Source organism: Haloarchaeobius pelagicus (assembly GCF_051207375.1).
Lineage (GTDB): Archaea > Halobacteriota > Halobacteria > Halobacteriales > Natrialbaceae > Haloarchaeobius.
Genome location: NZ_JBPJZD010000001.1, coordinates 594,948 through 609,782, shown reverse-complemented (window position 1 = coordinate 609,782; position 14,835 = coordinate 594,948). Strand labels below are relative to the sequence as shown.

Sequence of the window (14,835 nt, the reverse complement as noted above, 5' to 3'; positions counted from 1 at the left end):
TCTAGGGGCCGGTAGCACGTGGCATGGGGGTGGATTCGTGGGGGTGGATTCGTGGGCGGGGAACACGTCGGCACGCATTTACACAGGGGCACCTCAATCCAAAAGTAAGATATGTCCGATGATTGGTTGTCCCGTCGTGAGATTCTCCTCGTCGGCGGAGGCGCGGCCCTCGCCGGGCATACATTCGACCCGTCCTTCTTCGCCGGGGGCGCGGACGCGACGCCCGGGAGCGCCAGCGCGCCGTGGCCGACTGCCGGTGGCTCACACCGACGGGACGGCTACACCGACGCGACGCTCGGCGACCAGTTCGAGACGGTCTGGACCCAGCGGGTGGGCGGTGGGAGCATCCGCCGCTCCCTCGTCGTTGGCAACGATGTGGTCGTGACCGCGGACTACGACGAACTCGTCGCAGTCGACGCCCGAACCGGTGCCCAGCGATGGACGACGGGCGGCCCGAAGCGCTCGATGTACACGGACGGGACGACGGGCGGCCCGAGCCGCTCGATGTACACGGACCGGACGCCAGCGCTCTCACTCGTGGACGGAACAGTCGTCGCCGTCGACGGGAACACGCTCTTCGGCGTCGAGAGCGCGAGCGGCACCGTCGAGTGGGTCCGCCGAGGCATCGGGTTCGGCGGGATTCCCGTCGGTGACGTGTTGTTGTCGCTGACTGCCCGCGACGGCCTCGGCGCGTACGACGCGCCTACCGGGCTGGAACACTGGCACATCCCGTTCTCGGACCCGAACCTGTCACCGGTGGTGTGTGGCGACGACGGCCGCGTCGTCTGTCTGATCTCGGGTGGCGACGTGGCCGTGGTCGACGTGGCCAGCGAGACCGTCACGGCGCGAACGACCGGCGTGTTCGAAGACGGCTGGAAGAGCAGCCACGCCTACCGGGACGGCATGGCCTTCTTGCTCACCAAGAAGTCCGGGCACGACCCACTCGTCGCGTTCGATACCGACAGCGGTGAGGTTCGGTGGCGTCGGCCCGACTGGGAGAGCGCCAAGGGGACCGGGTCCTCGCTGGCGGTCGACGGCGAAACGGTGTACCTCCCCGGGCACGGGGAGCGCAGCCGGCAGGTGCTCGCACTCGATGCCGCGGATGGGTCGGAGCGGTGGGTACAGGAACTCGATACGTCGGCCCCGTCCATCAGACCGGTCTGTACTGACGACCGCCTCTTCGTCCACACCGGCGAGAATCTGGTCATTCTCGATACCGAAACTGGACGGATTCGCAACCGAATCGCACTTTCAGCGGCCGGTTCCGGCTCTCTCGCCGTGGCACACGGTCGACTGTACGTCACCGCCGGGAACACCCTCCGGGCGATGGAGGTGTTGTGAGATGGGGCTGCTCGGCCGCCTCTGGCGAACGCTCCTCTTCGGGTTCCTCATCTCGATTCTGGGTATTCCCGTGGTCTACGTACTCGACGGCCACCTTCGCTTGCTCGGAGGCGTGCCATGGACGAACCTCGCCGTCTTCCCCCTCGCGGTCTACGCGGCTGGCGACGACACCGACGGCTGGCGCGTCCTCCGGTTCCTGTTCGCTACCACCACCGTCTTCCTCGTACTGGCGTCCACCGCTGGCCAGCTCAGCGCGACGCTCACTGGTCCCGTCGTGGCACTGGTCCCGGTGCTCTGTAACCTGTTCGCCGCAGCCCTCGTCGGCTACGTGCTGGTCTACCGCGGCGGTGTGACGGGACGAGGCGACACGCTCGCGAACCTCGCAGGCAGGGTAGTCGGCTACGTCCGGTACGACCGACCGCAGGACGAATCCTGAGCGGGCTCACCCATCCCTACGACGCGGCTCCGAGGGATATTTACCGCCTCGAAAACGTGTTCGATATATGTCTGGTCCCCTCCAGCACCTCTCCCGCCGCGAGGTCCTCCTCCTCGGTTCGGCCGCGCTCCTCGGCGGGCAGGCCATACGACCCTCGCTGTTCAGGGATGGGTTCGACACCGGCCCGTCAGTCTCGCTCGACGAGTGGCACCTGGCCGGTCGGAGTCCGAGCCGGCAGAACTACGCAGCCGTCGCTGGCGGCGACGACCTCTCGGTCGCCTGGGAAGTTCCGTTCGACGCAGAGACGGGGTACAGCCTCGCCGTCGCCGACGAAACGGTGTTCGTCCCGACCGAGAACGACCTCCGGGCGCTCGCTACCGCTGACGGCCGACCGCGCTGGCAGTTCGACCCGGATGCGGAACTCGCCCCTGGCATCGCCGTCGTCGACGGCCGTGTCTGCTGCCCGACCGAGTCGGACTTCCACGTCCTCGGAGACGACGGACAGCGGGCGTGGTGGCTCCCCGACATCGACGACCGCTCGCTCTTCTGGCCGCTCGACCCGACGTACCTGCCCGTCGGGACCGTCCTGTTCCTGTCCGGTGACGACGGCCTCGAAGCGCGTGACGTCGGGAGTGGACTTCCCCACTGGCAGACGACGCAGTACGCGAAACCGGTCGCCTACGGCGACGGGAGACTGTTCTGTACCGACGCGCGGTTCGAGACGGTTCGCCACAGCGCCCACGACCCGACCGACGGCTCGCGGCTCTGGCGGACGCCCGAGTACGAGTACTTCCATCGCGGCAGCGTCGCACTCCCCGACACGTTCCTCGCGTACGGCGGCTCCGGCGAAACCGGGCGACTCCAGGCGTTCGACCCGGACGACGGGAGCCTGCGCTGGGAGGTCGAGACCGATTCGCCCGTCGTCGACGCCGCTGTAACCGTCGGGCTCGCAGTCCTCACCGGGCTAGATGGAGACCTCCACGCGTTCGACCTCCAGACCGGCGACCGACTGTGGCACCGCGACGAACGGGGGGACGTGGATGGCGCGGTCCGCACCGAGAACCGACTCTACGTCCACCGGCCCGCAGGCGTCGACGTGCTCGACCCGGAGACCGGCGAGACGAGGGGACGCATCGCTCTCGACGGTGGCGAGGCCCGCACGCTCGCCCTCGGGGCGGGCCGCCTGTTCGCGCTCACGCGTTCGCGGCTCTACGCGCTGGAGGTGAGCGAGGATGCCTGAACAGACAGGCGACGCCATCACGGCCGATGCGACCCTCCTCGGCCGAATCGGACGGTCCATCCCGATGCTCGTCCCGGCGTGGCTCGCGACCTACCCGGCCGGGTGGCTGCTCGACCAGCAGGAGGTCGTGCCGTTCGCGGTGCTCCTCCGGGTGGCCCTCCTCCTCGCCGTCGCCTTCTACGCCGCGAACCCCGACAACGCCCCGAACGCAGCCATCGTGTTCGCGGTCGTCTCCGCGGCGGTCTTCTACGTCGCACAGGTGCTGTTCGCGCCTGCAGTCCCGGCGGTCCGCGGGATGCCAGTGTACCTGCTCGGGCCGACCCTGAACGTGGCCGGGGCGTACCTGCTGGGGTACTTCGTCGCGTACCGCGACGGCCTCGCGGCACTCCGGGAGTGGCCCACGCCCGGCCAGGACGCGACCGCCCGCCGTGACGACTCGTAGCGGTTTTACGCGCGCCACGAGTTCGTGAACCCATGACCATCGGCGTCATCGGTGGCAGTGGCATCTACGACGCCCTGCCCCTCGAGAACGTAGCAACGAAGAGTGTCGAGACGCCCTTCGGCGAGCCTTCCGACGACATCACGCTCGGCGAACTCGCCGGGAAGGAGGTCGCCTTCCTCCCCCGGCACGGGCCCGACCACCAGCACAATCCGACGAACGCCCGGTACAAGGCGAACATCTACGCGCTGAAGTCGGTCGGCGTCGACCGCGTCATCGCGACGAACGCGGTCGGCAGCCTGCGCGAGGACCTCCCGCCGCGCACGCTGGTCGTCCCGACGCAGATCTTCGACCGGACCAGCCACCGCGACCACACCTTCTTCGGCGACGGCATGGTCGTCCACATGGGCTTTGCGGACCCGTACGACCCCGCGATGGTCGAGCACCTCGCCGACGCGGCCGAGCGCGCCGAGACGGATGCAGAAACCCACGAGGGCGGTACCTACGTCTGCATCGAGGGCCCGCAGTACTCCACCCGCGCCGAGTCCGAGTTCTACCGCGAGCAGGGCTGGGAGATCGTCGGCATGACCGCCATCCCGGAGGCCAAGCTCGCCCGCGAGGCCGAGATGAGCTACGCCACCGTCGCCGGCGTCACCGACTACGACGTCTGGAAGGCGGACAACGAGGTCACCCTCGACGAGGTGCTGGAGAACGCTGCCGCGAACCAGGAGTCCATCAACGCGGTCGTCGAGGAGGCCGTGCGCTCGATGCCCGAGGACTTCGAGTCCGACGCCTGGTCCGCCCTCGAGGGCACCATCAACACGCCCAGCGAGGCCATCCCGGCCGAGACCCGCGAGCGCGTCGACCTGCTCGCCGGCCAGTACCTCGACGACTGACTCTGGCGACTCCCCCGACCCCGACCACCGGACGTTTTTTGCTGGTCGGTCCCCCTCGTCTGCGTGATGGACGACGAGACCCTCGTCGCGCAGACGGCCGACCAACTCGACTGCGACGAGGACGCGGCCCGCGAGTTCCTCGACACGCTCGACCACGCGGTCGGGTCGGTCTGTCCCCTCTGTGGCGAGGGCTACATCGTCGAGGCCGACGACGACCGCTGGTTCCCCTCTCGCGGCCGGCAGTCCCGAGAGCTCAACCTCGGCGTGATGCGCCTCTCGCTCTCGAAGGCGAGAGAACTCGACGAGGACGACGTGGCCGGGCTCGACAACCCCTACTTCTGCACCTCCGGGAACACCAGTGAGACGTGCATCCTCGCGGGCCAGTTCGAGGAGGTGGTCGGCGTGCGGACGCTTCGCGGCGTCGAGGAGACCGAGCGTCGGCACGAGCGACGCCGGGAGTACGTCGAGGACAGGCTGGCGAGGCTGCGTGCGCGGCTCCGGTAACGACGAGCACGACGCGCGGCGCTACGAGAGCCGGTCGAGCAGCGCCGCTATCGGCTGGTCGACCTCGTCGGCGAGCCACCACAGCCGCTGGCGCGTCGCCTCGTCGGTCGGTACCGCGTCGGGCCGGGAACTGGCGATGGCGACGTAGGCCGCTGCAGCCCCTCTGCGAACCGCCCGGTCATCCGCCGCGAGCGCGGGCGCGACCGTCTCGAGTGCGGTCGGGATGCAGCCCGGACAGGCGCTCCCGAGTCGACCGATGGCGAGCAACGCGGCCTCGCGCTGGCTCGGCGGTGCGTTCTGGGCGATGTCCGCGAGCACCTCGTCGACCTCGTCGTCGACGACGCCCGGCTGGTCGACGCCGACCGTCGCGAGCAGGTCGACCGCGGCGACCTGTAATGCGGGCACGGGCTTGCCAGCGTTGGCGATCGTCTGCTCGACCGCCGGGACGACCTCGTCCGGATGCCGGACCGCGATATCGGCGAGCGCACCGGTCGCGAAGACGCGGACGTCCCAGTCGCCCGGGTCGACCAGCGCCGTCCAGAGGTCTTCGACAGCCGAGAGGACGTTACTCGGGCGCTCGGCCGCGAGGAGCGCGAACACGTTCGCGATAGTCGCCCTGACGTACGGGTCGTCGTCATCCAGACGCGGGGCCGTGGTCTCGACCCAGGCGCTGAACGTTGCCGGGTCGGCATCGACGAGTGCGACCAGCGCGTCGGCGGCACGACGGCGTGAACTCGCGTCTCCGTCGTCGAGTCGAGACAGCAACCGGTCGACCGCGGGCTCGACCGCGTCCGGATGTGACGGTGCGAGGTGGAACAGGGCGTCGGCTGCCGCCGTCCGGCTGTCGGCCTCGTCGCTCGCCAGCAACTCCCTGAGTTCGTCGGCAGCACCCGCGGCAGCGTCGGGGTCGGACCGCGCCAGCTCGCAAAGTTCCTCTGCGCGGTCCGCGTCACCCGACCCACTCAGCAATCCCATTGGAACCTCTGTGGTCGTGCGGGTACAAGAATCCCTGCGGCTATCGGATGGAGTGTCTGTAGAACGGTGAACGCCCGGCCGGGCCGACGTGCAAGCGATTTGCGGTGACGCCTGACGGATGTGATGATGGGCTTCGACTGACGGTGGATGCGGTGTGGGGCCAGTCAGCCCGGCTGGCGTTCGAGTGATGCGGGACCAGCCTGCGAATGGTCGGTCCCGCACCCCCAGACTGCCGCCCCCTTCCCCCTCCGAATTCCGGGACGACAGTCAACTCTACATTGTCCGTAAGACGTCTTGGCCGTGGTGCTTGCTATCTAAACCGGTATATGGTACCACACCGCGTGACCCGGCGTCTGCTCGCCGGAATTGTGCCTCGAAAAGTGCCAGACAGCGACGGGTTTCTCAGGGATGTTCCGCGATGGCATCGACCTGGTCGACCAGCGCCTGCCGCAGGACCTTCTCCGTCGCACGGCGGATCCGCTCGGACGCCGCCTGGTTCGAGATGTCGAACTGCTCGGCGATGTCGTCGAGCGTCGACTGCCGCGGGATGGAGAAGTATCCCGTCTTGACGGCGTGCATCAGCGCCTCCCGTTGCTCCGGGGTCAGCCCGTACTCGTCTGCTGCGCTGTCGGTCCCCTCCTCGACGTGGGTCAGTCGGTGCAGGTCGAGGTGGACGTCTCGCTCCTGGCACATCGAGTGGAACTTGCTCACGCTCGCGTCGTCCGGGAACCGGACGGTGAAGCGCCAGCCGTTGCCGCCGCGCGCCCGGAGTATCGTTCCGTCCGTCTCGACGAAACACGCGAGCAGGTCGTGGATACCCTCGTTCCACGTGATGCGGTACAACCGTCGTTCGCCGATGCGCTCGACGAAGTCGTACGTCTTGGCGTACTCACACGCCTCCAGTCCCCGCTCGAACTCGTCCGGGTTCCCCGTGACCCAGACGTACGGGAACACGTCGTCGGACGCTGGCACGATCGGTTCGACCTCGATGGTCAGCTCTGTTCCCCCTTCGGCGGTTGCTCCGAGTGCGAAGTCCTCGGTGCCCACCGTGAAATCGGCTATGACCCCCATGGGTCACGAATACGTTCGTGAAGGATATGACCGTTCCGTACATCCATCTGATATGTATATGAACATGTTTTAAGCGACGTAGATGACGGCTACGTATGCCGGAAGACAACTATCATCAATTTCACACTACTGGGTTCTTCATGGGTTGCTAACCTCCAGATAGCACGCCGGTGTCACGAAAAACGGACGGTAGTCGTCCCGAGACCGGGTGAGAGATCGGTGTGGGACGAGCCTACCTACGACCACGGTCAGCCTACCAGTATTGCCTTACCAGTTCGGGTTGGAGACGATGCTACTCGTGAGAGAGTGAAGAGACCCACATCCGGTGGCGGAGTCGGGCCGCCACTGGGTCAGTCCGCGACGGCTTCCTCGGAGCCCCTGGCTGCGGTTGGGTCCTGGACCCAGAGGTCGCCGAACAGTTCGTCCTGCTGGAGGCGGACCTGCCCACGGTGGGCGAGGAACAACAGCGCAAGGAAGGTCTGTACCCGCGAGCCACCGACCATGTCGATCTCCGCGTACAGCACCTCGGCCCGGCCAGCGTCGTAGTGTTCGTGCAGGGCGGTGCGCACGTCGGCGATTATCTCCTCGATGTCCTCCGAGTGAGTCGTCCCCGTCACCTCGTCCTCGGTCGGTTCGTCGTCCACGCGGAAGTCGTCGCCCGAGTGGTAGTCGAGCGTCTGCGTGCCGCGCTGGAACCCGCGCGGGGAGTCGCTGGTGTCGTACTCGCGCTGGCGCTTCCACCACGAGCCGCGCTCGGCCTCGCGCAGGTCGTGGACCAGTTCGTCCAGCGTCTCCGGCGTCCCGCGGACCTGCTTGCGGTCGAGCCGACGCTCCATCTCGGCTTCGAGCCCCGCGACCGGGTCGAAGTCCGGGTCCGGCGGCTCCTCGGGTGCCTCGTCCGCGAACGGCTGCTCCCACGGCGCGAGTTCCTCTTCCTCCTCCTCGTCGCTCCCGTGGATGAGCTCGTCGCCCTTCATCCGGAGCAGGACGCTCGCGTAGAACAGCGCGCGCCCGGACGTCCGGAGGTCTGCGTCCTCGAGCGCATCGAGGAACTCGTCGGTGACGCGGACGATGTCGATGTCCCACGCGTCGATGTCGCCCCGTTTCGCTAACTGGACCAGCAGTTCGACTGGTTCGACCGCGTCGTCCTCGGTGTCCTCCATCACGTCGTCGTCCGGGAGGACCTCCTCCATGGCGGTCTCGTCCTCGTCGGACGCATCCGGGTCGTCCTCCGCCAGCACCTCGTCGAGGTCGTCCTCGTCGCCCGCGTAGAACTCGTCCGGGTTGGCCGAGTCTTCGGCTGCCTCGGAATCGGCGTCGTCGATGCCGAACGGATCCTCGTCCTCGCCGGGCGGCGTCCGGTCCTCGTGCCCGGCGATGTTCAGGAGGTTCTCTGGCTCGTCTTCAGGAGCATCACGTTCCTCAGCTCGCGGGTCGCTTTGCTCCCCACTCGACTTTTCCGAGGAACCTCCGCTTCGCTTCGGTTCCTCGCTAGTCATCCGCCGGCACCTCCTCCTCGACGTCACCGCCCTCGGACAGGTCGATGCCCGTCACCGCCGAGACGTTGTTCTGCTGCATCGTCACGCCGATGGCGCGCTCGGACCGGTCGAGCATCGCGGTGCGGTGCGAGACGACGACGAACTGCGCCCGTCCTGCTAACTCGTCGACCATCTGGCCGACGCGCTCGGCGTTGACCGCGTCGAGGAACGCGTCGACCTCGTCCAGCGCGTAGAACGGTGCCGGGTTGTGGCGCTGGATGGCGAAGATGAACGCCAGCGCCGTGAGCGACTTCTCGCCGCCCGACATCGCGTCGAGGCGCTGGATGGGCTTGTCGCCCGGCTGGGCCTTCATCGTCAGGCCACCCTCGAACGGGTCGTCCTCGTCTTCGAGGTGGAGGTGGCCCGAGCCGGCCGAGAGCTGGGAGAATATCTCCTGGAAGTTCTCGTCGATGGCTTCGAACGACGCCATGAACGTCTCCTTCTTCTGGGCCTCGTAGGACTCGATGCGCTCCGTGATGCCGTCGCGCTCCTCGGCGAGGGTGTCCCGCCCCTCGACCAGCGTGTCGAGCGCGGACTTGACCTCGTCGTAATCGTCGATGGCCTTCATGTTCACCGGCTCCATCGCGTTCATGTCGCCGTCGAAGCACTCGACCATCCGGACGACCTCGTCGTGGTCCGGCACCTCCTCGGGGTCGTAGTCGCCGACCTCCTCTTCGAGGTTCTCGATCTCCCACTCGAGCTGCTCGCGCGTGTCCGAGAGCGAGTCGAGTTTGCTCGTGACCGCGTCGACCTGTGACTTGACCGAGTCGCGCGCCTTCTCGGCTTCCTTCAGGTCCTCGCGGAGCCCCTCGCGTTCCTCCTTGAGTTCGGAGAGCTCGTTCTCGAGTTCGAGCACCTTCCGGCGCTTGCCCTCGAGTTCCTCCTCTTTCTCCTCGATCGTCTCCTCGAGGTCCGCGATGCGCTCTTCGTGTTCGGCCTTCTTGTTCTGGGCCGCCTCGATGTCGTCGTGCAGGCCCTCGATGGCCTCCTCGGCGTACTGCTTCTCGAGCTGGAGTTCGTTCAGTCGGCCGTCGAGGTCGTCCATCCGGTCTTCGAGGTCGTCGATCTCCGCCTCGACCGACTCCATCTCGGCGGTGAGTTCGGGGATGCGCGAGTCCGCGAGTTCGGATTCGAGTTCCTCGATGTCGGCCTCTATCTCCGCGATGGCCTCCTTGCGCTCGGTGATACCCGACTCTATCTCCTGCATCTCGTCGTCGACCGACTCGCGCTCCTCGGCGAGCTCCTGCTTTCGGTCTTCGAGGTCCGCGATGCGTGATTCGAGACGGTCTTTCTCGGTCTCCTTCGATTCGATGTCGCTCTCGATGGAGCGCACCTCGTCGGCCGCGTTGCTCTTGCGGTCGCGGGCGTCGTCCAGCCGGGACTCGATACTTCTGACGTCCTCACGGATGGACTGGCGCTCGTCTTCGAGCTGGGAGATACGCTCGGCGACACGTTTGAGCTGGCCCTCGCCGGAGGCGTCGAAGGAATACCGGGAACCCTTCGAGGAGCCACCGGTCATCGCGCCGGACTTCTCGACGAGGTCGCCGTCGAGCGTGACCAGCCGATAGTCGCCCTGCATGTCACGGGCCGTGTCGAGGTCCTCGACGACCAGCGTGTCGCCGACGACGTGACTGAAGATGCCCGCGTACTGCGAGTCGAAGTCGATGAGGTTGTACGCGAAGTCGACCACACCCGGCGCGTTCGGCGCGCTCGGGAGCGACCGGTTCCGCATCTTGTTCATCGGCAGCATCGTCGCCCGCCCCGCGTTCCGGGACTTGAGGTGCTCGATACAGCGCTGGCCGATGACGTCGTCGCTGACGACCACGTTGGCCATCCGGCCGCCGGCTGCGGTCTCACACGCGGTCGCGTACTGCGGGTCGACGCTGCCCAGCTGGGCGACCGCGCCGTGGACCCCGTCGATACCGGAGTTCAACACCGTGGTGACCGAGCGGCCGAACGAGGAGTCGCCGGACTGGCCGGCGTTGGCTTCCAGCTCCGCGTACTCCTGCTGTTTGGCCTGGAGTTCGTCCTCGACCTCGTCGAGGTCCTGCTGGCGCTCCTGTTTCTCGGCCTTGAGGTCGTCGACGACGCCCTCGATGTTGAGCACGTTCCGGCGCGCCTTCTCTAACTCGTCCTCGAGGTCGGTGATGTCGGCCTCGATGGCCGGAATCTCGGCTTCGGTCTCCTCGACCTCCGTCTCTATCTCGCTCGCCTCGTTCGACCGGCGGCGGGCCTCGTCGAGCAGCCGGTCCTTCTCGCGCTGGAGCTCGTTCTTCGCGTCTTTCTCCTCGTCCAGCGCCTCTTTTCGCTCCTGGAGGTCGGCCTTGAGTTCGTCGTACTCGGTGTCTATCTCGTCTATCTCGGCCTGCAGGTCCGCGAGTTCGGCCTGCTTCGTCTGTACGTCGGCCTTCAGCGAGGACTTCTGGACCTTCGTGTTGCGAATCTCGGATTCGACGTCGTCGACCTCCTCCTGCTTGCGGTCTATCTGGACGAAGGCGTCCCGGCGCTTGTTCTCGGCCTCCGCGATGGCCTCCTCGCTCGCCGATATCTTGTCCTCGAGCCGGGAGATGTCGCCCTTGAGGCTCTCGATGTCGCGCTTGATAGCGAGCTGTTCGTCCTCGCCCTTGCGCTCGATTTCGGCGTTGAGGTCCTCCAGGTCCTCCTGCAGGCGGACGACCTTGCCCTGTTTCTCGTCGAGGTCTCGCTGGAGGTCGTCGACCTCGGCCTGTTTGGTCTCGAGTCTGTCCTCCGTGCTCGCGAGGTCCTCGCGCTTGTCCTCCAGTTCGGCCGCCTTCAGGTAGCCCTCGTAGCGCTCGCGCTCACGTCTGAGCCGGCGGTAGCGCAGGGCCTGCTGGCGTTCGTCCTCGAGCTGGGTGAGCCGCTGGCGCTTCTCGGAGATGCGCAGCTCCGCCTCGTTGATGCGCTCTTCGACGGTCTCCAGTTCCTCCATCGCGTCGGCCTTCTTCGCGTCGAACTCCGCGACGCCCGCGATCTCGTCGATGATCTGCCGGCGCGCGTACGGCGTCATGTTGATTATCTCGGTGACGTCGCCCTGCATGACGACGTTGTACCCTTCCGGGGTCACACCGGCCTGCGCGAGCAGGTCCTGGATGTCCGAGAGGTTGACCGAGCGCCCGTTGAGATAGTAGTAGGAGTAGTAGTTGTCCTCGGTCTGCTTGACGCGTCGCTTGATTCGTATCTCGTCGACGTCCCCGACGTCATCGGAGCCGGCGGCGTTGACGACCTGTGTTCGGTCGAGCTTCCCGTCCGAATTGTCGAGGATGACCTCGACGCTGGCCTCGCGTGGCCCCGCCGAGTCGCCGCCATCGTCGTGGCCGGGGTTGTAGATGAGGTCGGTCAGCTTCTCGGCGCGGATACCGCGGGTGCGGGCCAGGCCGAGCGCGAAGAGAACGGCGTCGATGATGTTCGACTTCCCGGAGCCGTTGGGGCCGGTGACGACGGTGAAATCCTCGTAGAAGGGAATCCGTGTCTTCCGGCCGAAGCTCTTGAAGTTGTCGAGAACGAGCTCTTTTATGTGCATGGTAGGGGGGTTGGGCCCGGACTGGCCGGAAACCGCGCGTTATGCGACGATGATGTCGTCGCCGAGTCCGGACTCGTCGCTTTCGTCGTCGGTTTCTTCCTCGGCACTCTTAGCGCCTTCGCCTTCGCGATTAGCCATCGCAGCGGCGGCGTCCACCTCGGCCTGGGCCGCCTGGCTGGTCCCCGGTTCGGGGGTCAGCATCTCGGTCGATTCCTCGTCCTCGGAGACGTCGGGAGCGACGCCGCGAGGGTCTGCTTCCAGTTCGGCTTCGAGAATGCGGACGCGTTCTTTGGTCTCGACGAGTTCCTCCGTGAGACCGCGAACGGTCGATTCGAGTTCGTTGACGGTGGCCTCGAGGTCTTCCACCCGGTTCTTCGGCATACCTACATCGCGTGCGGCCGGAACCATAAACCTGCGTCAGACACCTGCACGCTTCCTGACATTGTGCCAACGTGACCTGTGGGTCAGAGTGCCGTCTCGTACCACGCCGACATCTCGTCGCCGTACCCGACTCGTGCCCGCGCCTGGATGTTCTCGGGGACGCTCGGGTACGACGCCACGCCGGTGAACAACAGCTGGAGTGTCAGGCGCTTCCGCTCGCCGGAGAGCCGCACCGTGCGCGATTCGCGCGCCGCCGTCTCGTCGACAGAAACCTCGCCCTCGACGGTCAACTCGGTCGGTTCCGTCCGGTCGACGTACACCTCCACCGCGAGATTCACGTTCCCGCCGTCGGGCTGGGCCCCGATGCTCGTCACCAGCAGGTCCTCGGGCCCCTGGGTCGACGGCTGGTCGTCGCCGAACTCCAGACACCCCGAGAGCGCCGCGCACGTTCCGAGGCCCGACGCCCGACGGAGGAATCGACGACGGTTCATTAGGTACTGACAATTCGATGAGACGGGTGAAAAACCCGCGGCTCGGTTCGAGATTCGAGTCGAATCGCGAGTGGTCAACGATGGCGATGAAGAACCCTCTCAGCCGGCCGGCGCGCGCGGTCGGCGGTCCCGAGCGAAGCGACGGTCGCCGACGAAAGCGTGCGAGGGACGACCGGAGTGGAGTGAAGTGAAACGGAACGAAACGGAAGGAGTCGGCTGGGGAGGGTGAGGTGCGGTTGCGGTGTGGCGGTGCTGTGCGGGGAGGGGGCGGGGCGGTTGCGGTCATGGCCACCAGCGCGAGTGACCTGCTCGTCGTCACTACCACTCCCGAACTCATCGACCACGCCAGCCACACCCACACCCGAGCAGAACCGACCATCCCACCACAACGGAACCCGTCACGCTTTAACCACCCCACACCGAATCCACGGCCAATGACTGCGCAGGCTGTGCAGCCGGACGAACTCGCGGCCGTCATCGGGCTGGAGGTCCACGTCCAGCTGGAGACGGCGACGAAGATCTTCTGTGGCTGTCCGACGGAACCGACGGAAGAACCGAACACGAACGTCTGTCCCGTCTGCCTCGGTCTGCCCGGGTCCCTGCCCGTCCTGAACGAGGGCGCGGTCGAGGCCGCCGTGAAGGTCGGCAAGGCCATCGACGCGGACATCCCCGAGGAGACCCGGTTCCACCGGAAGAACTACTACTACCCCGACCTGCCGAAGAACTTCCAGATCACCCAGTACGACGAGCCTATCTGCAAGGACGGCACGCTGGAGATCTCCGTCGAGGGCGAACGCAAGTCCATCCGCATCCGTCGCGCCCACCTCGAGGAGGACCCCGGGAGCCTCCAGCACGTCGGCGGCGACATCGACAGCGCGGAGTACACCAAGGTGAACTACAACCGCGCCGGCACGCCCCTGATGGAGATCGTCACGGAGCCGGACTTCCGCAGCCCCGCCGAGGCCCGGACCTTCCTCGCGAAGCTCACCGAGGTCCTCGAATACCTCGGCGTGTTCGACAGCCAGCGTGACGGCAGCCTGCGCGTCGACGCGAACCTCTCCATCGTCCCGGCCGACGAGATCGCCGAGGACGGCAGCATCTCCGAGGAAGTGCTCGAAGACGCGAACCGGACCGAGGTCAAGAACATCTCCAGCCACAAGGGCGCCGAGAAGGCGCTGGCCTACGAGCGCAACCGCCAGAAGAACCTGGTCCAGCGCGGCAAGGCCGTCGCCCAGGAGACCCGCCACTTCAACGAGACCCACGGCACCACGGTTTCCATGCGCTCGAAGGAGGAGGAGAAGGATTACCGCTACTTCGAGGAGGCCGACCTCCCGCCGCTGCAGGTCTCACACTGGAAGGAGGAGATTCCGATTCCGGAACTCCCCGACGCCCGCCGCAAGCGCTTCCAGGAGGAGTACGACCTCGACCTCGAATCCGCCTCGAAGCTCACGAGCACGAAGCAGGTCGCGGACTTCTACGAGGACGTCGCCGAGCAGTTCGACCCCGACCTCGCCGCGACGTGGGTCGCCGACAACCTGCTGGGCGAACTCAACTACCGCGACATGGAGATTACCGATGTGGCCCACCGCCTCGACGAGTTCACCCGGCTGGTCGAACTCGTCGCCGAGGACGAGATTACCACGAAGAACGCCGAGGAGATAGTCCTCAGAGGAATGCTCGACGACGGCGATGCACCGGACGACATCGTCGACCGCGAAGGGCTCGGCAAGACCGGCGAGGACGAGGTCGCGACCGCGGTGCAGGAGGCCATCGACGAGAACCCCGACGCCGTCGAGGACTACTACGACGGCGAAGGCGGCGCACTCAACTTCCTCGTCGGCCAGGTCATGCAGAAGACGCAGGGCTCTGCTGACCCCGGAACCGTGAACGAGAAGCTGCGGGCCGTGCTGGACGAGTAAGGCTGTCTCTCGGGTTTTCGTCGCGTTATTTTATCGAGCCGTAACACTTACACGAACCTCCGC

13 protein-coding genes are annotated in these 14,835 nt (G+C 66.6%); 7 read left to right on the top strand and 6 right to left on the bottom strand.

The annotated features are described in order from the left end of the window. The first annotated feature begins 111 nt into the window (after positions 1-111). From ACSC1S_RS03125 to ACSC1S_RS03100, 6 genes are all read left to right on the top strand, one after another. Positions 112-1,341 (top strand): outer membrane protein assembly factor BamB family protein, encoded by a 1,230-nt coding sequence (locus ACSC1S_RS03125; protein ID WP_435363119.1) that lies wholly within the window; start codon positions 112-114, stop codon positions 1,339-1,341. 1 nt (position 1,342) lies between these two features. After that, on the top strand, positions 1,343-1,777 hold the full coding sequence (locus tag ACSC1S_RS03120; RefSeq protein ID WP_435363118.1) for a hypothetical protein: 435 nt from the start codon (positions 1,343-1,345) through the stop codon (positions 1,775-1,777). 67 nt (positions 1,778-1,844) lie between these two features. Then, positions 1,845-3,017: an outer membrane protein assembly factor BamB family protein gene (locus ACSC1S_RS03115; RefSeq protein WP_435363117.1), complete on the top strand. Its 1,173-nt coding sequence runs from the start codon at positions 1,845-1,847 to the stop codon at positions 3,015-3,017. Continuing rightward, a complete protein-coding gene (locus tag ACSC1S_RS03110; RefSeq protein ID WP_435363116.1) occupies positions 3,010-3,459 on the top strand; it encodes a hypothetical protein in 450 nt (149 codons plus the stop codon). The genes ACSC1S_RS03115 and ACSC1S_RS03110 overlap by 8 nt, the downstream gene beginning before the upstream one ends. 32 nt (positions 3,460-3,491) lie before the next feature. Continuing rightward, on the top strand, positions 3,492-4,352 hold the full coding sequence (gene mtnP / locus ACSC1S_RS03105) for an S-methyl-5'-thioadenosine phosphorylase (protein WP_435363115.1): 861 nt from the start codon (positions 3,492-3,494) through the stop codon (positions 4,350-4,352). A 66-nt stretch (positions 4,353-4,418) separates the two neighbouring features. After that, complete coding sequence (locus ACSC1S_RS03100) at positions 4,419-4,856, top strand: hypothetical protein (protein WP_435363114.1); 438 nt, start codon at positions 4,419-4,421, stop codon at positions 4,854-4,856. 21 nt (positions 4,857-4,877) lie between these two features. Here the strand turns inward: ACSC1S_RS03100 and ACSC1S_RS03095 are convergent, their stop codons facing one another. From ACSC1S_RS03095 to ACSC1S_RS03070, 6 genes are all read right to left on the bottom strand, one after another. Further along, entirely contained in the window at positions 4,878-5,831 is a 954-nt protein-coding gene (locus tag ACSC1S_RS03095; RefSeq protein WP_435363113.1) for a hypothetical protein, read from the bottom strand. Positions 5,832-6,233: 402 nt separating this feature from the next. Then, the gene (locus ACSC1S_RS03090; protein ID WP_435363112.1) at positions 6,234-6,902 is read right to left on the bottom strand and encodes a helix-turn-helix domain-containing protein; all 669 of its coding nucleotides are present in this window, start codon (positions 6,900-6,902) and stop codon (positions 6,234-6,236) included. 350 nt (positions 6,903-7,252) lie between these two features. Beyond that, positions 7,253-8,401, bottom strand: a complete 1,149-nt coding sequence (locus ACSC1S_RS03085; RefSeq protein ID WP_435363111.1) for a segregation/condensation protein A — start codon at positions 8,399-8,401, stop codon at positions 7,253-7,255. Beyond that, positions 8,394-11,981, bottom strand: coding sequence for a chromosome segregation protein SMC (gene smc / locus ACSC1S_RS03080; protein ID WP_435363110.1), 3,588 nt, complete (start codon positions 11,979-11,981; stop codon positions 8,394-8,396). Before smc ends, ACSC1S_RS03085 begins: the two co-directional genes overlap by 8 nt. Positions 11,982-12,020: 39 nt before the next feature. Continuing rightward, positions 12,021-12,362 carry a DUF7518 family protein gene (locus ACSC1S_RS03075; protein ID WP_435363109.1) on the bottom strand — a complete coding sequence of 114 codons (342 nt, stop codon included), beginning with the start codon at positions 12,360-12,362 and terminating at the stop codon, positions 12,021-12,023. Between the two features lie 83 nt (positions 12,363-12,445). Continuing rightward, positions 12,446-12,853: a hypothetical protein gene (locus tag ACSC1S_RS03070; protein ID WP_435317398.1), complete on the bottom strand. Its 408-nt coding sequence runs from the start codon at positions 12,851-12,853 to the stop codon at positions 12,446-12,448. 434 nt (positions 12,854-13,287) lie between these two features. Between ACSC1S_RS03070 and gatB the strand changes: the two genes are divergently transcribed. Beyond that, positions 13,288-14,772 carry an Asp-tRNA(Asn)/Glu-tRNA(Gln) amidotransferase subunit GatB gene (gene gatB, locus ACSC1S_RS03065; RefSeq protein WP_435363108.1) on the top strand — a complete coding sequence of 495 codons (1,485 nt, stop codon included), beginning with the start codon at positions 13,288-13,290 and terminating at the stop codon, positions 14,770-14,772. The last annotated feature ends 63 nt before the right edge of the window (positions 14,773-14,835 follow it).

Excerpts from the sequence above, each read along its gene's own strand:
- ACSC1S_RS03125 (WP_435363119.1), top strand. The coding sequence starts at position 112 with ATGTCCGATGATTGGTTGTCCCGTCGTGAGATTCTCCTCGTCGGCGGA.
- ACSC1S_RS03120 (WP_435363118.1), top strand. The coding sequence starts at position 1,343 with ATGGGGCTGCTCGGCCGCCTCTGGCGAACGCTCCTCTTCGGGTTCCTC.
- ACSC1S_RS03115 (WP_435363117.1), top strand. The coding sequence starts at position 1,845 with ATGTCTGGTCCCCTCCAGCACCTCTCCCGCCGCGAGGTCCTCCTCCTC.
- ACSC1S_RS03110 (WP_435363116.1), top strand. The coding sequence starts at position 3,010 with ATGCCTGAACAGACAGGCGACGCCATCACGGCCGATGCGACCCTCCTC.
- mtnP (WP_435363115.1), top strand. The coding sequence starts at position 3,492 with ATGACCATCGGCGTCATCGGTGGCAGTGGCATCTACGACGCCCTGCCC.
- ACSC1S_RS03100 (WP_435363114.1), top strand. The coding sequence starts at position 4,419 with ATGGACGACGAGACCCTCGTCGCGCAGACGGCCGACCAACTCGACTGC.
- ACSC1S_RS03095 (WP_435363113.1), bottom strand. The coding sequence starts at position 5,831 with ATGGGATTGCTGAGTGGGTCGGGTGACGCGGACCGCGCAGAGGAACTT.
- ACSC1S_RS03090 (WP_435363112.1), bottom strand. The coding sequence starts at position 6,902 with ATGGGGGTCATAGCCGATTTCACGGTGGGCACCGAGGACTTCGCACTC.
- ACSC1S_RS03085 (WP_435363111.1), bottom strand. The coding sequence starts at position 8,401 with ATGACTAGCGAGGAACCGAAGCGAAGCGGAGGTTCCTCGGAAAAGTCG.
- smc (WP_435363110.1), bottom strand. The coding sequence starts at position 11,981 with ATGCACATAAAAGAGCTCGTTCTCGACAACTTCAAGAGCTTCGGCCGG.
- ACSC1S_RS03075 (WP_435363109.1), bottom strand. The coding sequence starts at position 12,362 with ATGCCGAAGAACCGGGTGGAAGACCTCGAGGCCACCGTCAACGAACTC.
- ACSC1S_RS03070 (WP_435317398.1), bottom strand. The coding sequence starts at position 12,853 with ATGAACCGTCGTCGATTCCTCCGTCGGGCGTCGGGCCTCGGAACGTGC.
- gatB (WP_435363108.1), top strand. The coding sequence starts at position 13,288 with ATGACTGCGCAGGCTGTGCAGCCGGACGAACTCGCGGCCGTCATCGGG.